The following is a 23,157-nucleotide window of genomic DNA, read 5'->3' as shown; positions in this document are numbered from 1 at the left end:
GCCTAGAACAACCGCGCTGAAGTAGCGATTTAGGGCGGCTTTGTTTCTGCTACATGGTCTGATGTTTCTCATGCTGCGTTCACGAGTGACTTCGTTATTCTTATGTTGGTAATGAAATGTTAACGCGGTTTTTGGCGACGATTGCCGATAAATCAACGGTCTTGAATTTGGCGCCGAGCGGCGTCATTGGATCGGCGTTATCCATTTCCTGAAACTCACCTTCGAGGTGGGAGAAGTTTCAACTTTCGCAGGCTTCAGCGACAGGTTAGTTTCCGTCGAGTCAGACTTTAGTCCCGCACTCGAGCCATGGGTCCAGCCGTCCCAGGGCGCGATAGTGGGGCGCCTTCAATATACCCACCCGCCGGGATCGGCGTGTCTTCTCCACCGTTTCCCGGGACTGTGCGAGCGTGATTCAGGCGCCGCATCGTGACCATTCACTCTTTGCGTAGGGGCGCCATCCATGTTCTCGCTTGCCATTGTCGATGCTCAATCCGGAACCCTCGTCAGGACGTTGGCGCCTGGCGACGCGGTGACGCGCGATCTGATCGGTGACGGCTATCGCTTGCAGGTGACGCCGCTCGACGGTGCTGATTTCAGCGCCAGTCAGGTTAGAGGGGTGGTGGTCACGCTCGATGATGCCGGCGGCAGCCAGCAGCAGCACAGCACCTTTATCACGCCCTATCGCGTGGCGCTGGATCAGGACACCGGGCGTGGCGGTGCGCTGCTCAAGATCGAGGCGGTGAATGGTGCCGGTACCACGATTCTGGGCAGCGCTCAGACCCAGGCGCTTGAGATCGTCAACGACGAGGGCTGGTCCAGCGATGTCTATACGCTGCAGGGGACCTCGCTGATCGCCGATGACGGCAGCTCGCTGGCGGATACTGGCGTGCGCGATGCGGATCACCGCGAGAGCAGCCCGGCGGCGGGCAGCGACGGGCTGTGGAACGGCCACAGTGGCAGCGGCTACCTCGACATGGGCAGCCAGGTGGGGGATGCCGCCTACTTCGATGTGACGGTGGAGACCGCTGGCACCTATCAGCTCGACGTGCGCTATGCGGTCAGCGGCAGCGCCGCCACATCCCGGCCGATGGCGGTCAAGGTGGATGGCGAGGCGCAGGGCGTGCTCGGCTTCACCGGTACCGGCAGCGGCAGTGCCGGCTGGGAGACCTGGAACCATGCGACGCTGACACTGGCGCTGGAGGCCGGTAGCCATCGCATCCGCATGGAAAATCTGCTGGCGGAGGGGCCCAATGTCGACAGCCTGGCGTTGTCGCTGGTGAAGGCGGCGGTCGGCATGCCGCCCAGCTTCACTCTGCAGGCCGAGGATACCGGCCGGGTCGAGATCCATGACCTGGGTGCGAGCACGGACCCGTCCCTAACCCGCGTGGTCGACGCCGCGCACCCCGATGCCGGTGGCAGTCACCGTGCCGGGGCGATCGGCGACAGCTATGTCGATCTGGGCACCAACCCCGGAGACAGCGTCATTTTCCACGCCGAGCCCAGCGTCGAGGGGCTCTACACCGCCACCATTCGTTACGCCAATGGCGGAAGCGGTGACCGCCCGCTGCTGCTCAACCTGGACAACGGCGCCGCCATGCTGGTGTCGTTCCCGCCTACCGGTGGCTGGGCCAGCTGGCGCGAGGTGCAGGTGACGCTGCCGCTGTCGGCCGGCTCCAACGCGCTGACCCTGAGCCTGCCCAGCGCCGCCGAGGGCGGCGTCCCCAATGGCCCCAACATCGATCAGATCGCCTTCGACTATGCCGGCGAGATGACCGCGCCGCCGACCCTGGTCGCCAGCATCGAGGGCGAAGCGATGGGACGCGACGACGGCAGCTCGCCGGCGGATACCGTGGTGCGCGATGCCAGCCACCCGGAGAGCGACCCCGCCGCCGGCAGCGACGGGCTCTGGGGTGATTACAGCGGCAGCGGTTATCTCGACATGGGAGGGCAAGCCGGCGATGCCGCCACTTTCCAGGTCTCGGTGGTGCAGGCTGGCACCTACGACCTGGTGGTGCGCTATGCCAATGGCGCCAGTGATACCCAGGAGATGAAGGTGGTCGTCGCCGGTGAATCCCAGGGCAAGGTCGCCTTCGTCTCCACTGGCGATGGCGCGAGCGGCTGGGAGAACTGGACCGAGGTGCACTACGCAGTGACGCTGGAGGCGGGCAACAACGCCATTCGCCTGGAGAACATCGGCGCCGGCGGCCCCAATATCGACAAGCTCGAGGTGCACCATGTGGTCGATGCAGTGGTCGAGCCGGGCGAGCGCCCGGTGATCAAGATCAACTTCCAGCCCGCGAATGCGGCCACGCCCGAGGGTTATGTGGCCGACACCGGTCTCGCCTTCGGTGCCCAGTCGCTTCAGGTCGATGGCAAGACGCACGCCTACGGCTGGGTCACCGAGGCGTCGATCGCCGATGGCACCGCCAATGGCACCACGCCGATGGGCATCAGCGGCCAGGATCCCGATGCGCTGGGCAATCGCGCCGGCACGCTGGCCGGTGTCGATGGCCTGCAGGCGACCTACGCCGGTTTCGCCAAGCCGGGCTACGCCCAGCACGCCGGTTGGGAGATCGAACTCGAGGATGGCTATTATGAAGTCACCCTCTCGCTCGGTGACAGCGGTGGTCGCTACGACAGCGTCAACGTGATCAACGCCGAAGGCGAGGCTTTCGGACGTCTGGTGCCTATGCGCCCGGATGGTTTTCCCGCCGACGCCAACCCCGCCGACGACAGCCAGGGCTATCGCTCCACCTTGATCACCAAGGTGGTGCATGTCACCGACGGCCGTCTGACGCTGGACTCGATCGGCGCCGACAGCGCCAATACCGAAATCCAGTACCTCGAGATCCAGCCGCTGCCCGATCTCACGCCCGACGACGATCGCGCCGCGCCGCTCGACTACGCCCACTTCACCGATCCGCGTGCGGTGGCCGGGGTCGGTCAGAATCAGGTCGAGGTCGACCTGCAGCCGAGTGACGGCAGCCCGCCGGTGGGGATCGACCCAACCTCGGATATCTTCATCGGTATCTCGGTGGTGGAAGGGCGCGGCGGGGCTCTGCTGGAGAGCCTGCAGGACGGCTCGGTGCGGCTGTTCAACACCGTCACCGGGGAGGCGGTGGCGTTCAATATCAACACCACCGGTGGCTTCGACTCCCTGACCATCTCGCCGGTGGATGGGCTCGACCCCTACACCAGCTATACCCTGGTGATCGATGGTTTCCAGGATCGTGGCAGCAACACCGACGCCGCGGCGCCGACCCGTGATTTCCAGAAGTTCACCACCACCTTCGTCACCGGTGCCGAGGCCGAAGTCCCGGACAGCGAGGTGGCCTTCAACTCGACCGTGGAGCTGAACGGCGCCGAGGACAACGCCTACCAGTTCACTTCGATGACGCTATCGCCGGACAGCAGCAAGCTCTACGTCTCGACCATGAATGGCGAGATCAGACGCTTCGATATCGATCCAATCACCGGTGCCCTGTCCCACGAGCAGACCCTGGCACTGGACTACTTCCAGGATGATGCCGGCGCCCGCGGCATCATCGGCCTGACCTTCGACCCGACCGATCCCGACGTGATCTGGGTCACCGACAACTACCCGATTCCGCTGACCGGGCGCGACAACGGCGTACCCGACTTCAGCGGCCGGGTGAGCAAGATCACGCTGGATCCCGACGATACGGTGTTCAGCGGCAGCGCCCAGACTTACATCACCGGGCTGCCGCGCTCCAACGGTGACCACGTCACCAACAGTCTGGTGTTCCACGCCAACCCGGACTACGGCGCGCTCACCAATCCCGACGTGCCGCCCTATCTGATGTATGTCTCCCAGGGGGCCAACACCGCCATGGGACAGGACGACAGCGCCTGGGGCAATCGGCCCGAACGCCTGCTCAATGCCGCCGTGCTCGAGATCGACCCCTACCGCGAGGCTCCCCCTGGCGGTTTCGACGTCTCCACCGAACCGCTGCCCAGCGACGGCTCCAACACGCGTTATCCGGATAGCGACGGTGATCTCAAGAATGGCCCGATCGACATGGGTGGGGGGCAGTATCTGGTATTCGCCGCCAACGGTACCGCCAGTATGCAGGATGCCGACGGCAACCTGCTGATCCAGTACTACGACCCCTACGCCGCCGATGCGGTGCTCAAGATCTATGCCACCGGCATTCGCAACGCCTACGACCTGGTGTGGCACTCCAACGGTTCGCTCTACCTGCCCACCAACGGCTCGGCGGCAGGCGGCAGCACGCCGGACGATCCGGCGACGGCGGTGAACGAGGGGCTGATCAACGTCGGTATCGAAGACGACTTCCTGTTCCAGATCGAGAAGGGCGGTTACTACGGTCATCCCAATCCGCTGCACGACGAGTACGTGCTCAACGGTGGCAATCCGACCAGCGGCAAGGATCTCAACGAGACCGACGAGTATCCGGTGGGCACCCAGCCCGACCCCAACTACCGCGGCGAGGATGCCTACTCGCTGGGGACCAATCGCTCGCCCAACGGGGCGATCGAATACACCAGCGGGGTCTTCGGCGCCACGCTCAAGGGGAGCCTGCTGTTCGTCGAGTACTCCGGTGGTGACGACATTCGCTGGATCACCCTGGATGCCGACGGCAAGGTCAGCGGCGACAGCGTGCTGCGCGACCCCGATGGCAAGGTGATCAGCTTCGTCGACCCGCTGGACATCATCCAGAACCCGCTGACAGGACAGCTCTATTTGATGACGCTCAATCGTACCAACGGCCAGAGTCAGATCATTCGTCTCGACCCGGTCCCCGGCGACGTCGTGGTGCCGGGCGACGATCTCAAGAGCGTGGCCACGATCCAGGCCGAGGACGATACCCTGGCGACGATCGCCAGCGGCGCCGGCGTCCAGATCGTGATCCGGGACGGCGACAACCCCGAACCGGCCTCGGCCAATGTCGGTACCGCCTCCGGTGTGCGCCCGGGGGCTTATGGCCTGGATGGCAATACCGACGACAGCGACGGTGTGGTCGGCGGCTATGCCGATTTCGGCAGCACCAACAACGACTTCATCACCTTCGACGTCGATGTCGCGACGGGCGACGCCGGCGCTGCGGTGCTGCGGGTGCGCTACGCCAACGGTGGCACCGGCGAGCGCCCGCTGGAGGTCTTCGTCAACGGCGAGAGCGTGGGTACCTACGGCTTCGCACCGCCGAGCGGGATGGGTAGTGGCAATGCGGCCTGGAACACCTGGCAGACGCTGGATATCCCGGCAACGCTGCTAGCCGGCGCCAATAGCGTCACGCTGCGCTCGGTCAACAACACCGGCCCCAATATCGATCAGCTCGAGGTGCTGGTGCACGACACCACCCCTGGCTACACCCTCTACGAAGCGGAGAGTGCCACGCTCGAGGGCGGTGCGGTGGTGGTACCGTCGACGGTCAGCGACCGCGACGCCTCGGGTGAGGGCTATGTCGATTTCGTCGGCAGCAGCGATCAGACCCTGAGCTGGCAGGTAGAGGTCGCGCGCAGCGGCGTCTACGAGATCGGCTTTCGCTACTCGCTGACCACCGGCAAGGCCGATCGCCCCCTGGCACTGGAGGTCAACGGCAGCGACTATCCGGCGGTCAATTTCCCCGCCAAGAGCGCCACGGTGAGCGACTGGGTCTATCAGACCGTGCAGGTGACCCTCACAGCCGGCAGCAATACCATCGCGGTGACTGCGCCCAAGGCCAATGGTCCCGATATCGACCTGCTGCGCGTGCCCGACGAGCCGCTCAGCGTGGTCGCCGACGGCAAGATCAGTGCGGTCAGCGCCGATCCCGCCTTCTTCAGCGACCGGCTCGCCTTCAACTATCTCGAGAATAACCACGCCAGCGGGTCGGCACCGGAGGCGCGGGAGTACAAGGACAGCGGTACGGTCATCGTCACCAATCATGGCAGCGGTGATCTGACGCTGACCGGGGCGACGCTGGATGGCCCCTTCCGACTGAGCGATCCCGATGCCCTCGAAGGGCGGGTGCTGGCGCCGGGCGCGGCGCTATCGGTGGAGGTGCTGTTCGACCGTGCCGCCTACACCCCGCCGAGCAGCAATGCCGACGACGGCGTGTTCCAGGGGTCGCTGACGATCTACTCCAATGACGTCGACACGCCCACTACCCGGATTCAACTGGCGGGATTCTGGCAGGCCCGCGACGAGGGCGGCTGGGAGCCCAATCTCAACGAGATCTGGCGCGTCTTCGGCTTCGGTAATCATATCGACGGTCTCTCCACCCTCGACGGCGGCGGCGAGTCGGTACTGCAGGACTTCGATCTCTATCGTGCGGTCAACGATGAGGAGGTACTGTCGCGCTACTGGCAACTGGCCGATGGCGTACAGAGCGCCAAGGTGACCCAGCTCGCGGCGCTGCACGGCTACAGTGGCGCGCTGCTGGCGCTGCATGCACCGGGTGACAAGAGTGAGCGCACCTCGCTGATGAATCACGATTCGCTCTACAGCCAGTCGTTCCTGCCGCACGTCGCCAATGGCAACTATGCCACCGCCACCTTCGACCGCGGCCGCATCCCCGACAGCTGGGCCGGCGACGACGTCTTCGGCATCTCGGTCGCCAACCTCTCCACCGATCCCTCGCTCAACCCGCACGGGGGCGGGACGCCGCTGGCGGAGGATGCGGGCATCGAGCGCGGCTACACCGTGCGCGTGTTCCAGGCCTACGACAGCGAGCGCAAAGCGATTCCCGACACCTACTTCGTGGTGATGGACTACACCGGGATCAACTACGACTACAACGACAACGTCTATCTCATCCAGGGTATCCAACCGGCGCTACGCGCGCCGTTCAACGATACCCAGACGCCGTGGGCGGTGGATGCCGACGGTCTTACCCTGGACGCTGCGCTGTTCGACGAGGGGCCTGCGCACCTGACCTACAAGGATTCGAGCGAGACCCAACTGGGCAACCCCGATTTCCGCGACACCGGGGTCGATATCCAGGGCAACGGCGATGCTATCGGCTGGATCGAGGAGGGCGAGTGGGTGGAGTACACCCTGGAGGTCGACACTGCCGGCGTCTACGATCTCTCCTTCCTGTCCGCCATGGGGGCCCAGAGCGGCACCGCGCGCTCGATCAGTGCCACCTTCGATCAGGGCAGCGGGGTCTATGCCGTGGCCGATGTGGGTGTCGGCTACTCTGGCGGCTGGAGCACCTTCCTGCCCACTCAGGGCCATCAGGTGATGCTCGAGGCGGGTGAGCAGACGCTGCGTCTGACCTTCCACGGCGGTGCCATGAACCTGGCGTCGTTCACCCTGACACCGGCCAGTCAGAGCGCCTTCAATGCCGACGGCAGCCCTTGGACGGTGGATAGCGAGTTCACCCTGCAGGCGGCGCTCTACGATCAGGGCGGCGAAGGGGTGGCCTATCACGACAGTAGCGAGACGCAGTTGGGCACGAACTTCCGCGGTGAAGGCGTCGACATTCGTGGCAATGGCGAGGCGATTGGCTGGATCGACAACGGCGAGTGGGTGGAGTACACCCTGGATGTCGCCGAGGCCGGCACCTATCAGCTGTCGTTCGCCGCTGCCACCACCGCCGGCGGGCGCAGCATCACCGCTAGTGTGGCCCAGGCGGGGCAAGTCTACGATAGTGAGACCTCGGCCAGCGTGATCAACACCGGCGGCTGGAACAACTACCAGAGCAATGAGGGCGTCACCCTCGATCTGGCGGCGGGGGAGCAGGTGCTGCGGCTGACCTTCAACGGTGGCGCCATGAACCTGGCCAACTTCACGCTGACCGCCACCGCGGGGTCGAGCGTAAGTGGCAGCAGCACGCCGAGCGCCGGCGACACGACGCTCTCCACCAGCGACAGCTTCGACAGTGAACCGGCGATGAGCGACGACGTCGCGATCAGCGGCGTCGACACGCCCCAGCACGTCGAGATCGCCTGACGCGACGCGGCCCGGCGTCTGTCTACTCCGGGCCGCGGCTAGGGGGGCAGTGTCGAGGAGCCGCACCGAGAGGCAGGGGCGATAGGCAGCGCAGACTGTCGGTCGTCGAGCGCTGGCCGTGGGACGGCGACGACTGTCAGCCGATGCGATAGGCGTGGGGCATCTCTGCCAGCAGGCCGCGTCCGCCGGCCAGCGTCAGCGCCAGATCCTGCAGGCAGTCCCACACCGGTAGCGTCAGCGCGCCCTTGATCGCCAGATCGATGCGCTGGGAGAACAGCAACAGCTTGTGCAGCCGCCGCAGCGGCAGGCGGTTGAGCGCCTGCTGATAGCCGGGGCGACGCTTTTCGGGAATCATCGGACGCTGCGCCTTGCAGGCGTGGTCGAGGCTCTGGCCCTGATCGAGATGCTGGAAGATCGACAGCAGGGTACGCAGCTCACGGGTCAACGACCACAGTACCACCGGCGCTTCGATGCCCTCTTCACGCAGGCCCCCGACGATGCGTGCGACCCGCTCGCGCTCGCCGCGCAGGCAGGCGTCGGTAAGGGTGAAGACATCGTAGCGCGCGCTGCTCTCGACGCCGCTGGCGATCGACTCGAGCGTCAGCCGTGCATTGGGCGGCATCAGCAGCGCCAGCTTCTGCAGCTCCTGATCGGCGGCGAGCAGATTGCCCTCGGTGCGCTCGCCGAGCAGGCGCGCGGCGTCCATGTCGAGATTCAGCCCGTGGCGCGTGGCGCGATCGCGCATCCAGAAGCCCAGGCGCTGATGATCCACCGGCCACACCGGCACGAACAGGCCGATCTTGTCCAGCGCCTTGAACCACTTGCTCGACTGCGCCTTGCGATCCAGCCGCTGGGCGCTGAGCAGCAGCACGTTGTCGCTGTCGCCGGCCTTCTCGGCATAGGCCTCCAGCGCCTTGCCGCCCTCCTGGCCCGGTGACTGGCCGCCGAGCCGCACTTCGATCAGCTTGCTGGAGGCGAACAGCGACAGGCTCGCCGCCGACTCCAGCAGTTGGGTCCACTGAAAGCCCGACTCGACGTGTAGCACCTCGCGCTCTTCGATGCCGCGCTCGCGGGCGACCCGGCGCACCGCGTCGCACGCCTCCATGTGAATCAGCGGCTCGTCACCGGAGACCAGCACCACCGGGGGCAGGCGCTTGGCCAGCGCCGCCTCCAGCTTGTCGGGAAAGACCTTCATGAACTAAAACCCTTCATGACCTGAAAACCTTCACGGCGTGTCGAGGGCGGCCAGGCGGTCGATCAACTGGTCGGCGGCCTCGCGGCGCAGGCGCTCGACTGTCTGCTTGCGCATCTCGTCACTGGCGTAGAGGTTGTTGTCCGAGAGCAGGACCGTGGTCGAGGTCTCTAGCTGCTGCTGGTTCAGCAGATAGGCGCCGTCACTGACACGCTGCACCGAGAAAGGCGCAGTGAGGGTGATCTCGGTTTCACGGCTGCCGGAGTCGGCGCGGGTCAGGCGGCGGTCGCGGATCTGCTCGTCGCCCAGATTGAGACGCAAATCGGCGCTATCGTCGATCCGGGTACCCGCGCTCTGGAGCCGCTGGCGCACGGTTTCACTGAACGGCGAGACATTGGCGCTCAGGGCGATGTCGGAGAAGGGCAGTTCGGCCTGGCCGAGGCCGCGGAGCTGGAAGCCGCAGCCCGCCAGCGTGGTCAGTGCCAACGCCATCAGGCCGATCACTACGGGGCGACGCATCATCAGGTAACTCCTTGTCGAGAGCGGCGCCACCAGGGCGCCGCCGGGGGCGGATGATCCCATCCGCCCGCTGGTTCGGGTTGCGCGGACGCGGGGCTCAGTTGGCGACGATATTGACCAGCTTGCCCGGCACCACGATCACCTTGCGTACGCTCTTGCCTTCGATGTGGCGCTGGACGTTCTCCGCCGCCATGGCCTGGGCTTCGATGGCTGCCTTGTCGGCCTCGGCGGGTACTTCGAGACGCGCCCGCAGCTTGCCGTTGACCTGCACCGCGAGTTCGATGCTGGCCTTGATCAGTGCCTGCTCGTCGACCTCTGGCCAGGTCGCGTCGATCACCGGGCCGGCGTGGCCGAGGGCCTGCCACAGGGCGTGGCAGGTGTGCGGGGTGATCGGCGCCAGCAGCAGCACGCACGCCTCGAGCGCTTCGCGCGCCACGGCCAGGCCCTGGGGCGAGGTGTCGGCGTAGCGGCCGAGGGCGTTGGTCAGCTCCATGACCGCGGCGATGGCGGTATTGAAGGTGGTGCGGCGGCCGATGTCGTCGCCCGCCTTGGCGATCGTCTCGTGGGTCTTGCGACGCAGATCGACCGCGGCGTCGTTGAGCGCGGCCACCTCGAGCGCGGCCGGAGTGCCGGCGGCCAGGTGGTCGGCGGTGAGCTTCCACAGCCGCTTGAGGAAGCGGTGGGCGCCCTCGACGCCGGAGTCGGACCACTCCAGCGACTGTTCCGGCGGTGCCGCGAACATCATGAACAGGCGCACGGTGTCGGCGCCGAAGCGATCGATCATCGCCTGCGGGTCGACGCCGTTGTTCTTCGACTTCGACATCTTCTCGATGCCGCCCATCTCCACCGGTTCACCGTCACTGCTGAGGCGAGCGCGCAGCGGCCGACCCTTGTCGTCACGGTCGACTTCGACATCGGCCGGATTGAACCACTGCTTGGCGCCGTTGGCGGATTCGCGGTAGAAGGTCTCGGCGATCACCATGCCCTGGGTGAGCAGGCGCTGGAACGGCTCGTCGCTGCCGACCAGGCCCTCGTCGCGCATCAGCTTGTGGAAGAAGCGGGCGTAGAGCAGGTGCAGGATGGCGTGCTCGATACCGCCGATGTAGAGGTCCACCGGCAGCCAGTAGTCGGCGCGCTCATCGAGCATCGCCTCCGGGTTGTCGGCGCAGCAGAAGCGCGCGTAGTACCAGGAGGACTCCATGAAGGTGTCGAAGGTATCGGTTTCGCGGGTCCAGCCGTCGCCCAGGTCGTAGAACGCCGGCATCTTCTTGAGCGGCGAGCCCGAGGCGTCCACTTCGACCTCCAGCGGCAGCGCCACCGGCAGTTCGGCATCGGTGAGCGGTACGGTTTGGCCCTCGGGGCCGTACTTGACCGGGATCGGTGCGCCCCAGTAGCGCTGGCGCGCCACGCCCCAGTCGCGCAGGCGATAGTTGATCTTGACCTTACCGCGGCCCTGGGCTTCCAGGCGCGCGGCAATGGCGTCGAACGCCGCTTCGAACTCGAGACCGTCGAATTCGCCGGAGTTGATCAGACGGCCATGCTCGACGTAGGCGCCCTGGCTCAGATCGGGGGCCTGACCGTCGGCGTCGGCGATCACCGGCGCCAGCGCCAGGTCGTACTTGGTGGCGAACTCCCAGTCGCGCTGGTCGTGGGCCGGCACCGCCATCACCGCACCGGTGCCGTACTCCATCAGCACGAAGTTGGCGACGAAGATCGGTACTTCCTGGCCGGTGAGCGGGTGGATCGCGCGCAGCCCGGTATCGCGGCCGCGCTTCTCCATGGTCGCCAGCTCCGCCTCGGAGTTGCCGCCCTGCTGGCACTCGATCAGGAACTCGGCCAGAGCGGGGTCGCGCTCGGCGGCGTGCTTGGCCAGCGGGTGGCCGGCGGCGACCGCCACGTAGGTGACGCCGAACAGGGTGTCGGGGCGGGTGGTATAGACGTCGAGCGCGCGCAGGTCATCGGCGAGGCTCTCGCCGGCCACGTCGAAGGTGAGCTCCACACCGCGCGACTTGCCGATCCAGTTGCGCTGCATGGTCTTGACCTGCTCCGGCCACTCGACCTTGTCGAGGTCGGCCAGCAGCTCATCGGCGTAGTCGGTGATCTTCAAAAACCACAGCGGGATCTCCTTGCGCTCGACCCGTGCACCGGAGCGCCAGCCGCGGCCGTCGATCACCTGCTCGTTGGCGAGCACGGTCTGATCGACCGGGTCCCAGTTGACCGTGGACATCTTCTTGTAGACCACGCCTTTCTCCACCAGCTTGGCGAAGAACCACTGCTCCCAGCGGTAGTAGTCGACGTCGCAGGTGGCGAACTCGCGGTCCCAGTCGTAGGCGAACCCCAGCGCCTTGAGCTGACTGCGCATGTAGTCGATGTTGGCGTAGGTCCACTTGCCCGGTGCCACGCCGTTGTTGATCGCGGCGTTCTCCGCCGGCATACCGAACGCATCCCAGCCCATCGGCTGCAGCACGTTCTTGCCGCGCATGCGCTGGAAGCGGCTGACCACGTCACCGATGGTGTAGTTGCGCACGTGACCCATGTGCAGCTTGCCGCTGGGGTAGGGGAACATCGACAGGCAGTAGTATTTCTCGCGAGTCAGATCCTCGCTCGCCTTGAAGCTCTGATGCTCGTTCCAGAATTGCTGTGCGGCGCGTTCGATCGCTTGCGGGTTGTAGTGGGCGTCCATCGGTTCGGTCATGCACCTTGCGTTCGGCGTGAGAGAGCGCCAGGCGTCCCGCGAAAAGCTATACTCTGAAGAGACGGAAAGTGCGGGGCCGGCGTCGATTTTCAGGCCCACAAGCATACCCCAGACCCGCTGCGGCAGGTAGGGGCGCGCGATGCCGGCCGGCGCTGCGATGGACGCCGCCGCGGCCCCACAGCGGTCGACGTGTGACAGACAGCGGTCAATGCAGAAACGTAGAAGGAGATGGCCATGACGGAACATCAATCAGCGCCGCAGGACCCACAGGAGCGTTCACGCCTCAGTGAGGCCTATGAGCGTGTCCTCACGCGGCTGAAGGATGGCGGTGGCGAACTCTCCTGGGAGAGTTTTCAGCGCGAGCTCGACGAGGCGGTGGCCTTCGAGGCCGAATTCGAGGAGTTCACCAAGGACGAGATGGCGCTGCTGCGGGCTTGGGTCGAGCGCGACATGCGCGATTTTCGCCAGTTCCTGGCCAAGGGTGGCGAAGGCGTGGCGAGCTGGCTGGGTATCGACCTCGACGTGCTCTCGCGACGGGTCTCGGAGGCGCTGTTCTCGATCGCCGACCGTACCACCATCGACCGTGAGCGCTTCGAGGACGATCTCGAGGCGGCGCGCGCCGACTACACCGCCGGCGAGATCGCCCTGCCCGGGCGCATGAGCTGTGTGCACTGCGGCGCCGGCGTCACCTTCGCTCAGGTCAAGCGTCTGGAGGCGTGCCACGCCTGCGGCCATCGCTACTTCCAGCGCGACTCGGGCGCACCGCGCTCCACGGCCGACTGAGCCGGGCGCAGGTCGTTTTCGTACAGGACCCAGCGCTTGGCGCGACCCACTCCAGGGCATTATAGCCACGACATTCAATAGGCCAGACATGCAGCGGCCCCGATTCACTTCGGGGCCGCTGCTTGCTTTGCGCGGTCGTCTCGCGCCGCGGTGGGCGCTCAGCGCGCGATGTTCGCCTCAGCGCGCCAGTGGCTGTTCCCGACCCGGTGTCACCGTGCGCCAGGTCGACTCGTCGGCATCCAGCGCCCGATCCGCCGTTTCCGGCAGACGCATGCCGCCCCACAGTGCCAGCAGGGTGATCGCGATCAGGTAGTAGGCCGGGGCCAGATGGTAGCCGGTGCTGTCGATCAACCAGGTGGCGACCAGCGGTGCGGTGCCGCCGAAGATGGTGTAGGAGACGTTGTAGCAGAGTGCGGAGGCGGTGTAGCGCACCCGGGTGGGGAACTGCTCCGACAGCAGCACCGCGGTGACCACGCCGCAGATCACCGCGCCCACGGCCATCAGAGCCGCGCCGATCAGCGACGACAGCCACTCGCCGCTGGCGGCCAGGGTGTAGGCCGGGAACACCGCCGCGATCAGCGCGATGCCGGCGGAGAGGATGGTGCGCCGGCGCCCGACCCGGTCGGCGTAGCGGCCGATCAGCGGGCACAGCGCGGCGGCGAACAGCAGTGCGCCGAGGCTCGCCAGCAGGGCCGTGGTCCGACTCGCGCCGCCGACCACCTGCATGTAGGTCGTGAAGTAGGTGGTGAACATGTAGAACGACAGCGCCGTCGCCGAGATGAAAGCGCTGAGGCAGACGATGGTGGCGCCGTGGGAGCGCAGGGTCTCGCCCAGCGGCGAGTGGGGCACCGCGTGCTGCGCCTTGAGCGCCTGGAAGGCCGGCGATTCGTCGAGTCGCATGCGCATGTAGAGGCCGACCAGCCCCAGCGGCGCGGCGATCAGAAAGGGCACGCGCCAGCCCCAGTCGGCCATGGCCTGCTCCGAGAGCAGCGTACTGATGGCGTAGGTGAGCGCCGCCGCGGTGGCGAAGGCGGCGAAGGTCGAGACCGGCACGAAGCTGCCGTAGCGCGCCTTGCGCGTGCGCGGCGCGTGCTCCATCACGAAGGCGCAGGCGCCGGCGTACTCGCCACCGGCGGAGAAGCCCTGGATGCAGCGCGCCAGGGCCAGGGCCAGCGGCGCCAGCAGGCCGATGCTCGCGTAGGTCGGCAGCAGGCCGATCAGGGTCGTGGCGCCGGCCATCAACATCACGGTCATCGCCAGCACCCGCTTGCGGCCGATGCGATCGCCGAGCATACCGAAGAAGACACCGCCGAGCGGGCGCAGGGCGAACGAGACGGCGAACACGGCGAAGGTCTGCAGCAGTGCCAGCGACGGGTCGCCGGGCGGGAAGAAGTGGTTGGCGATCACCACGGCGAGGAAGCCGTAGACGGCGAAGTCGAACCACTCGACGAAATTGCCGATCGCCGAGGCGGCGATCACCTTGCGCAGCGTCGACAGATCGACCTGGGCTGCCGTGTGACTGGCGTCGGGATGGTCGTTGTTGAAATGGCTGTTGTCGACATGATTGTTGTTGTTGGGCACGTGCGGTCACTCGCAGGCAGAGGGTTGACCCTCAAGCCTAGAGCCGAACGTCTTGGCCGCGCGCTGCGCCAGCGACGAACACTGTTCCCGCTGCGACCTCGGGGGGGAAGAGCCGGCGCCTGCGCGCCGGCCAGACTCACTGCCCCAGCTGCTGGCGCAGCCGCTCGCGGGAGTCCCCCTCCAGGCGCGCATAGAGCGCGAACTCATCCAGCACCGGGCGCCCCAGGGCCAGTTCGAAGGCGGCCTGGTTCGACTCGCTGGCGTAGGCGGCGTGGCGGGTATCGCCCAGATTGGACTGGAAGATGCCGGCGGCGCTGACGGGCAGGAAATCCTCGTAGGTGATCGGCAGTGCCTCGACCCAGTGCCGGGCGATCAGCTCCTCCAGGTCCGTCGGCGGCGTCTCTCCCGCGGCCAGGGCGGCATGACCGGTATCGCTCAGGCGATAGCGGAAGTAGGCCAGGCCCTGCTGGCGCAGGCTGTCGAGATCGTCGGAGAAATCGGCGAAGACCTCGCCGAGCTGGCGCTGGTGAGTGGCGTTGTCGGCCGCAGGCGGCAACTCGCGCGAGCGCGCCAGCAGGGCGTCATAGCGCTCGCGGCCGGCTCGGGTCAAGGCGATGCCGCGCTGCTCGATCTCGCCGAAGCGTGCGGTATGGGTTCCGTCGTCGCGGCCGGCGAAGCGGATCGACTCCTCGAGCGCCTTGAAGCTGGTCTGGCGCAGCAGGATCGGACAGCGCCGCGGCGGCGGGCCCTCGATCACCGCCTTGGGGGCGATGCCGTAGGCGGGCATCGCCGCCTGGGCGGCGTCGATATCCAGGGTGCGCGGCGTCAGATGGTTGATGTGCGGGCCACGGAAGCAGACCACGTCGGCGACCAGACGGTGGGTATCGTGCAGCGCCTGATAGGTGGCGTGGTCGACGGTGGCGTTCTGGTGCCAGCGGAAGGTCTCCAGGATCGCCTCGACGAAGCGTTCGGCCTGATGAGTGTCGAAGCCGCCCTGGCGTTCGCCGAGTTCGAGCAGCTCGCGTGCCTCCTCGGTGAAGATGTCACGGCCGGCGAGGATGGCGGTGGCCTGGCGCCGCAGCTCGTCATCGCTGATCAGCTCCAGGCGCAGCAGCGAGGTGAAGACGCGGAACGGATTGCGCTTGAGCGCCGCCTCGTCGACCGGGCGGAACGCGGTGGAGTGGACCGGGACGCCGGCCTGGGAGAGGTCGTAGTAGCCGACCGGTTCCATGCCCATCAGGGCGAAGACCCGGCGCAGCAGCGACAGCTCCTCGGCGGTGCCGACACGGATGGCGCCGTGGCGCTCGACGTCGAGGCGTTCGAGTTCGCCGCCCGCGGCCAGCGTCTGCTCGAGCGCCGGGTCCGCTGCCAAGGCCTTGGCGTTGATGTCGGCGACCAGTTCGAGCAGGGTGCCGTACTGCGGCACCTCGTGGCGGTACATGTCGGACATCGCCTGCGAAAAGGCGGTGCGAACCTCGTCGGGGGGTACCAGGGAAAGCGTCATGATGGGATGGCTCGATGCGCGAAGGATGAGTTCAGACTCCCATCCTTCGCCATCGCGAGCGGGCTGACAAGGGCGTGTGGGCGCGCCGGGCCCAATCGATAAAGCCGGGTCGCATTTGCGGAAATGACAGCATTGGCGGCGCCCGCCGGCGCCGCTTCTCTCGACCCGGCTTCGAGCGCCTTTCACAACCGCTAGACGACGTCGGCTTATCCGACTCCTATCGTCAGAGCGTTTGGGGATGGGCTCTTGGCGGCCTCAGGCGCGCTGGAAGCGGCGGGTCAGACCCGGCAGCAGCAGTAGCAGCGCAAGCCCCCAGGCCGGCCAGCTGCCGGTGCGCGTGAACGGCGTCAGCCCGGTCATCGGGACCACCTCGCCGACCACGCTGGCGGGGGTGAACTGAGGCGCTCGCTCGCGCAGCCGGCCCTGGTCGTCGATGATCGCGGTGACCCCGTTGCTGGTGGCGCGGACCACGTAGCGGCCGTTCTCCAGCGCGCGCAGACGGGCCATCTGCAGATGCTGCAGCGGGCCGATCGAGCGTCCGAACCAGGTGTCATTGGAGACCGTGAGCAGCACGTTGCTGTCACGGGCGCGCTCGGCGACCAGATCCGGGTAGACGATCTCGTAGCAGATGGCGCTGCCGATGGCGATGCCATGGGTCAGGATCGGCGGCTGCGAGTCGGCGCCGGCGCTGAAGTCCGACATCGGCAGGTTGAAGAAGTCGATCACCCCGCGCAGCAGGAAGTCGAGCGGCAGAAACTCGCCGAACGGCACCAGGTGCGCCTTGCGGTACTCGCCGCGGGTGGCGCCGACGCCGATGATGGCGTTGTAGTAGCGCTCATCGGCATCGCGCTGGACGATCCCGGTGAGCAGCGCGCTCTGCTCGGGCAGCGTTGCCTGCAGCCGCTCCAGATAAGGCAGCGCCTGCTGCGCCAGCATCGGCAGCGCGGTCTCCGGCCAGACGATCACATCGACGTCGTCGGGCAGCTCGCGGGTCATGCGGGTATAGGTGTTGACCGCCTGGCGCTGGCCCTCGGGGCTCCACTTGCTGAGCTGGGGCAGATCGCCCTGGAGCAGCGCGAAGCGCAGCGGGTCGGCGGCCTGCTGGGTCCAGTGGGTCGGCAGCGCCAGCGGCAGCAGCCAGAGCGCGGCGAGGGGCGCCGCGGCCCACCAGCGGCGGCGGCAGAAGGCCACCAGCAGCGTGCCCGAGAGCGCCACGATCAACGACAGCAGATAGACCCCGCCGACCGGCGCCCAGGGCGCCAGCGGCGAGTCGACCTGGGCGCTGCCCAGCAGCAGCCAGGGGAAGCCGGTGAAGGCCCAGCTACGAAAGGCCTCGCCCAGCACCCAGGCGCCGGCGAAGCTCAACACGGCCCAGCGTGGCGTGGTGAAGCGCCGGTAGAGGCCGAAGATCAGGGCATGAAACAGCGCCAGGGTGGCGACGAAGAGCACGGTCAGGAACAGCGCCAGCGGTACCCCGGTGTAGCCGTAGTCGTGGATCGAGACATAGACCCAGGAGGCGCCGCTACCGAACAGCGCGACCCCGAACAGCCAGCCGCGCAGGGTGGCCTGGCCCAGGGTCAGGCGATGCTGGTCGAGGGCCATCAGCGCGACGGCGATCGGCCCCAGCCACCACAGATGAAAGGGGGCAAAGCTCAGCGTGGCCAGCACCCCGGCGACCAGCGCGGCGAGATAGGCCGGCCATGGGCGGCGGGCGGAGATCAGGGGCAGGGCAGCGGGCATGGGGGCACTCCTTTGCGCAAAGTGCCCCTTATATCAGAGTCGCTCGACGGCGTCGCGGCGGTCGCCGTAGGCTTCAGCCCTCGACGTGGCGTGCGCGCTCCTGTTCCAGCGCCGCGGGTACCGGACGCGCCTGCAGCAGGCGGATGCGCCGGTTGTCGGCGTTGAGCACGGTGAAGCGCCACTGGCCGAGATCGGTGTGCTCGTTGCGACGCGGCAGGTGGCCGAAGCGCTGCATGATCAGACCGCCGACGGTGTCGAACTCCTCGTCGGAGAACTCGGTACCGAACTGCTCGTTGAAATCCTCGATCGGGGTGAGCGCACGCACCGCGAAGGTGCCGTCGCCGAGATCGCGGATGTCCTCTTCTTCGTCGGTGTCGTGCTCGTCCTCGATATCACCGACGATCTGCTCGAGGATATCCTCGATGGTGACGATACCGGCAGTACCGCCGTACTCGTCGACCACGACCGCCATATGGTTATGGGTATCGCGGAACTCCTTGAGCAGGCTGTTGAGGCGCTTGGACTCGGGCACGAACATTGCCGGACGCAGCACGTCACGCAGCGAGAACGCCTCGCGCTCTTGGCTGTTGCGCTTGAGCAGCGGCAGCAGATCCTTGACCAGCAGGATGCCGAGCACGTCATCCAGGTTGTCGTCGATCACCGGGTAGCGCGAGTGGGCGGTCTCCAGAATGATCGGCAGGCAGTCTTCCGGGCGCTGGTCGACGCACACCGCGGTGACCTGCGAGCGCGGAATCATCACCTCGCGCACCTGCTGGTCGCTGATCTGGAAGGCGCCCTCGATGATGGTCAGAGCGTCCTGGTCGAGGTTGAGCTTGGGCCCCGCTTCACGCAGGAAGGTGAGCAGCTCCTCGCGGGAGCTGGGCTCGTCGAAATCGCTCGAGAAGGTACTGATCAGCTTTTCCAGCCAGGATCGACTGTTCTGGCTACTCGATCGGTCTTCGCTCATGAGTGGGAGTCTCTTGTCCTCGGATGCCGTTGGGGCTGGGTACGAAAACGACACGCGCCCGCGGGCCAAGGCTGGCCCGAGAGCGCGTGTCGGTAATGGGGTCTCGCCGCCGGGGCGGCAAAGGAGTCCGGGCCGTGTCCCTGCCGCCGGGCACCGCGTGGCGGAGGCTCGTCGACAGGATCGTCCATCTGGGACGGGCTGGCGTCGGTACGCTCCCGGCAGGGAGCGGCGTGCGTCGATGTCGGCATGGCGTCGATTGGGTTGCCTGGACGGTCGCTTCGGTAGTCAGTCAAGTGCGTCGGTCGTTCGAGTCAGTCGGGGCATCAGGCGTCCGATGCGTCTTCCGACCGCTCCTCCCGATAGGGGTCGGCAATGCCGAACCCGGCCAGCAGAGTGCGCTCCAGCGCTTCCATCTCTTCGGCCTCTGCCTCATCTATATGGTCATAGCCGAGCAAATGCAAGCAACCATGTATTACCAGATGGGCGTAGTGATCGTGGCAGGACTTGCCCTGTTCGGCGGCTTCGGCGGCCACCACGGCGTGGCAGATCACCAGATCGCCGAGCAGGCCCAGGTCGATGCCCGGCGGCGCCTCGAAGGGAAACGAGAGCACGTTGGTGGGCTTGTCCTTGCCGCGGTAGTCGCGATTGAGCTGGCGGCTTTCGTCGCGTTCGACGAAGCGCACGGTGAGTTCGCGGCGCGGCTCCTCGACGTGGTCGAGAACCCGCGCGACCCAGGCCTCGAGGTCGGCGAGGCCGGGCAGCTCGGCGACGGCCGCGTCGGTCACCGCGACCTGGCGATCGATCTCGAGGGTCACGAGTCACCACCGTCACGCGCGGCGCTGGCTTCCAGACGCGCCTGACGCCGCTCTTCGCGACGCTTGCGATCGGCGGCCTCCTCGCTCGCTTCGTGGAGGTCGTAGGCCTCGATGATGCGCTGCACCAGCGGATGGCGTACCACGTCCTTGGGGGCGAACTGGGTAATGCCGATGCCCGCGGTGTCGCGCAGCACTTCGAGCACATGGATCAGGCCGGAACTCGACCCGCGCGGCAGGTCGACCTGGCTGGCGTCGCCGGTGATCACCGCGGTGGAGCCGAAGCCGATACGCGTCAGGAACATCTTCATCTGCTCGCGCGTGGTGTTCTGGCTCTCGTCGAGGATGATGAAAGCGTTGTTGAGCGTGCGCCCGCGCATGTAGGCGAGCGGGGCGATCTCGATGATCTGGCGCTCGATCAACTTGTTGACCTGTTCGAAGCCGAGCATCTCGTAGAGCGCATCGTAGAGCGGGCGCAGATAGGGGTCGATCTTCTGCGCCAGGTCGCCGGGCAGGAAGCCGAGCTTCTCGCCCGCCTCGACCGCCGGGCGCACCAGCAGGATGCGGCGCACCTCCTGGCGATTGAGCGCCTCGACCGCCGCGGCCACCGCCAGGTAGGTCTTGCCGGTGCCCGCCGGGCCGATGCCGAAGTTGATATCGTGGCGGCGGATGCTGGCGACATAGCCCTGCTGATTGAAGCCGCGGGGCTTGATCAGCGCCCGCGGCGTGCGGATCAGAATACCGCCTTCCTCGAGATCGCCGGTCTCCTCCTCGAGCGCTTCGATCCCGGATTCCTGCAGATAGAGGTGGACGGTGTCGGGGAGCAGCTCCTCGGCCTCGGTCTCACGGTAGAGGTGTTCGAGCACGTTGGCAGCAGCCTTGACGCTGGCCTCGGGGCCGGCGAGCTGGAAGGTGTTGCCGCGGTTGCGCAGCGTCACGCCGAGGCGCGTTTCGATCAGCTTGAGGTGTTCGTCGCGCTGCCCGCACAGGCTGGCGAGGCGCATGGGATCGTTGGGTTCGAGCGTCAGTGACACGACGCGCTGGGCGGACTGTTGGTCTTGAGTCAACGCAGAAGGATCCGTCGATAATGTGAAGTGGAAGCCGTCAGCTTACTGCGACGCTTCCCGCGGGGGCAATGCTCCAGGATAACCAATCTCCCGCGGGCGCGGGCCGGCGATGCGCCGGTGACCGGCCGAGCGGGACGCGGCGCGGGGTGCGCCGCGAACGGCCGCGGGCCGGTATCACGGGGGCGGCATCAATAGCGGGCGTCGGAGACCAGCTCGCCGCGCAGCGAGTTCGGCAGTGCCTCGGTGATCGAGACGTCGACGAAATGGCCGATCAGGCGGGTCGGGTCGTCGGCGCGGAAGTTGACCACGCGGTTGTTCTCGGTGCGCCCGGAGAGCTGGCCCGGGTCCTTGGGCGAGAAGCCGGTGACCAGGATGCGCTCGACGTTGCCGACCATGCGCCGGCTGATCTGCTGGGTCTGCTGATTGAGGCGTGTCTGCAGCAGTGCCAGGCGCTGCTTCTTGGTCTCCTCCGGCGTGTCGTCGGGCAGTGAGGAGGCCGGGGTGCCCGGACGCTTGGAGTAGATGAAGCTGAACGAGGCGTCGAAGCCGATGCGCTGGATCAGATCCATCGTCTGGGCGAAATCCTCGTCGGTCTCGCCGGGGAAGCCGATGATAAAGTCCGAGGAGAAGCTGATGTCCGGACGCAGGGCGCGGATACGCTCGAGCTTGTCGATGTACATGTCGCGACCGTGGCCGCGTTTCATCGCCGCCAGGATGCGATCGGAGCCTGACTGCACCGGTAAATGCAGATGGCTGACCAGCTCGGGGATCTCGGCGTAGGCCTCGATCAGGCTGTCGGAGAACTCCACCGGGTGCGAGGTGGTGAAGCGGATACGGTCGATGCCCTCGACGGCGGCCACGCAGGCGATCAGCTCGGCCAGGTCGATCTCGTCGCCCTCGGCGTCGCGGCCGCGGTAGGCGTTGACGTTCTGCCCCAGCAGGTTGATCTCACGCACGCCCTGGTCGGCCAGATGTACCACCTCTTCCATCACCGACTCGAACGGCCGCGAGACCTCTTCGCCACGGGTATAGGGCACCACACAGAAGGTGCAGTACTTCGAACACCCCTCCATCACCGAGACGAAGGCGGTGGCGCCATCGGACTTGGGCTTGGGCAGGTGGTCGAACTTCTCGATCTCGGGGAAGGTGACGTCCACCGTCTGGATCGGCGTCGCGCTCTTGCTGCGCGCATCGAGCATGGTCGGCAGTCGGTGCAGGGTCTGCGGACCGAACACCATGTCGACGTGCGGTGCGCGCTTGCGGATGTTCTCGCCTTCCTGGCTGGCCACGCAGCCGCCCACGCCGATCACCAGGTCGGGCTTGGCGGCCTTCAGCTTCTTCCAGCGGCCGAGCTGATGGAACACCTTCTCCTGCGCCTTCTCGCGGATCGAGCAGGTATTCAGCAGGATGACGTCCGCTTCACGCTCGTCGTCGGTCATCTCGAGGCGGTGGGACTCACCGAGCAAATCCGCCATGCGGGCGGAGTCGTACTCGTTCATCTGGCAGCCGTGCGTCTTGATGAAGAGCTTCTTCGTCATGGGTTGCGTTGCGGCCATGCGCGCGTCACCGGTACTCGTGGGGAAAGAGGAAAAGAGCGTTTCGCGCGGTGGAGTGTCGCCGTCGAGCGAGGTCGCCATCGTCGCGAACGCGGCATTATACGGCCGCCGGCGGCTGGCGGCCAACCCGTGGCGCTCGCAAGCCCATCCGGCTGTGATACCCTTGCGCCTATTTGCGACCCGGACTGCGCTGGTGCTGCCGGGCGCGGTGATGTCGGAGAGTCTTGCGTCTATGTCGTCCAAGCCGGTCTATCGGGTGGTCTTCCACAATCAGGGGGAAGTGTGGGAACTCTACGCCCGCGAGATCTTTCAGAGTGACCTGTGGGGATTCATCGAAGTGGAGGCGTTCGTCTTCGAGGATCAGTCGAAGGTCGTCGTCGATCCCAGCGCCGAGAAGCTGCGCCGCACCTTCGATGGCGTCAGCCGCAGCTACATCCCCTACAGCGCGATCGTGCGTATCGACGAGGTCGAGCGCGGCGGGGTGGCCAAGGCGGTCAAAGCCGAGGGCAATGTCGCCGAATTCCCGCGCCCGATGGCGTGGCCGCCGCGCGAGGATAGCTGAGCTCGAGTCTGGCGCAGACGTCGACGTTGATCAGAAATTCACCAATCTGTCGCCAGCGCCGGGATGACCGGAGTGTGACGACGACATGAAACCAGTTGTCCCAAACGTTATCCACAGAAAGTGTGGATGTCTCCCCGAGAGAGGTTGGGGATGGCCAGCGAGCAACCGGATAACCGCCGCGGACGCCCGTCGTCCACGGCCCAACGACGCCTTTGCAGGACGCGGAGGCCGCTCATCGTCGCGTGGAACGAAGCCGAACCG

13 protein-coding genes are annotated in these 23,157 nt (G+C 66.6%); 3 read left to right on the top strand and 10 right to left on the bottom strand.

The genetic code is table 11. The annotated features are described in order from the left end of the window. The first annotated feature begins 529 nt into the window (after positions 1–529). Positions 530–7,918 carry a carbohydrate-binding protein gene (locus J0A90_RS18185; RefSeq protein WP_207034662.1) on the top strand — a complete coding sequence of 2,463 codons (7,389 nt, stop codon included), beginning with the start codon at positions 530–532 and terminating at the stop codon, positions 7,916–7,918. A 136-nt stretch (positions 7,919–8,054) separates the two neighbouring features. Here the strand turns inward: J0A90_RS18185 and holA are convergent, their stop codons facing one another. From holA to leuS, 3 genes are all read right to left on the bottom strand, one after another. Continuing rightward, complete coding sequence (gene holA, locus J0A90_RS18180) at positions 8,055–9,113, bottom strand: DNA polymerase III subunit delta (protein ID WP_207034660.1); 1,059 nt, start codon at positions 9,111–9,113, stop codon at positions 8,055–8,057. 30 nt (positions 9,114–9,143) lie between these two features. Then, positions 9,144–9,632: an LPS assembly lipoprotein LptE gene (gene lptE / locus J0A90_RS18175; RefSeq protein ID WP_207034658.1), complete on the bottom strand. Its 489-nt coding sequence runs from the start codon at positions 9,630–9,632 to the stop codon at positions 9,144–9,146. A gap of 94 nt (positions 9,633–9,726) precedes the next feature. Next, entirely contained in the window at positions 9,727–12,312 is a 2,586-nt protein-coding gene (gene leuS, locus J0A90_RS18170) for a leucine--tRNA ligase (protein ID WP_207034707.1), read from the bottom strand. A gap of 246 nt (positions 12,313–12,558) precedes the next feature. Between leuS and J0A90_RS18165 the strand changes: the two genes are divergently transcribed. Next, positions 12,559–13,107, top strand: a complete 549-nt coding sequence (locus J0A90_RS18165; RefSeq protein WP_207034656.1) for a zinc ribbon-containing protein — start codon at positions 12,559–12,561, stop codon at positions 13,105–13,107. A 177-nt stretch (positions 13,108–13,284) separates the two neighbouring features. Here the strand turns inward: J0A90_RS18165 and J0A90_RS18160 are convergent, their stop codons facing one another. From J0A90_RS18160 to miaB, 7 genes are all read right to left on the bottom strand, one after another. After that, positions 13,285–14,688 carry an MFS transporter gene (locus J0A90_RS18160; protein WP_207034654.1) on the bottom strand — a complete coding sequence of 468 codons (1,404 nt, stop codon included), beginning with the start codon at positions 14,686–14,688 and terminating at the stop codon, positions 13,285–13,287. 136 nt (positions 14,689–14,824) lie between these two features. After that, on the bottom strand, positions 14,825–16,192 hold the full coding sequence (locus J0A90_RS18155) for a VOC family protein (RefSeq protein WP_207034652.1): 1,368 nt from the start codon (positions 16,190–16,192) through the stop codon (positions 14,825–14,827). A 255-nt stretch (positions 16,193–16,447) separates the two neighbouring features. Next, positions 16,448–17,932, bottom strand: coding sequence for an apolipoprotein N-acyltransferase (lnt, locus tag J0A90_RS18150; protein WP_207034650.1), 1,485 nt, complete (start codon positions 17,930–17,932; stop codon positions 16,448–16,450). A gap of 73 nt (positions 17,933–18,005) precedes the next feature. Then, positions 18,006–18,899 carry an HlyC/CorC family transporter gene (locus J0A90_RS18145; protein WP_207034649.1) on the bottom strand — a complete coding sequence of 298 codons (894 nt, stop codon included), beginning with the start codon at positions 18,897–18,899 and terminating at the stop codon, positions 18,006–18,008. A 323-nt stretch (positions 18,900–19,222) separates the two neighbouring features. Further along, positions 19,223–19,714: an rRNA maturation RNase YbeY gene (gene ybeY, locus J0A90_RS18140; protein WP_207034647.1), complete on the bottom strand. Its 492-nt coding sequence runs from the start codon at positions 19,712–19,714 to the stop codon at positions 19,223–19,225. Next, complete coding sequence (locus J0A90_RS18135; RefSeq protein ID WP_164673466.1) at positions 19,711–20,715, bottom strand: PhoH family protein; 1,005 nt, start codon at positions 20,713–20,715, stop codon at positions 19,711–19,713. Before J0A90_RS18135 ends, ybeY begins: the two co-directional genes overlap by 4 nt. Positions 20,716–20,966: 251 nt before the next feature. Then, positions 20,967–22,316: a tRNA (N6-isopentenyl adenosine(37)-C2)-methylthiotransferase MiaB gene (gene miaB, locus J0A90_RS18130; protein ID WP_035469691.1), complete on the bottom strand. Its 1,350-nt coding sequence runs from the start codon at positions 22,314–22,316 to the stop codon at positions 20,967–20,969. Positions 22,317–22,566: 250 nt separating this feature from the next. On the opposite strand from miaB, the gene J0A90_RS18125 reads away from it, so the two are divergent. After that, entirely contained in the window at positions 22,567–22,896 is a 330-nt protein-coding gene (locus J0A90_RS18125) for a DUF1820 family protein (protein ID WP_035469689.1), read from the top strand. Positions 22,897–23,157: the final 261 nt, after the last annotated feature.

Source organism: Salinicola sp. DM10 (assembly GCF_017306975.2).
In the GTDB taxonomy this organism is placed as follows: Bacteria; Pseudomonadota; Gammaproteobacteria; order Pseudomonadales; family Halomonadaceae; genus Salinicola.
This window is presented reverse-complemented; position numbering and strand designations above follow the sequence as displayed.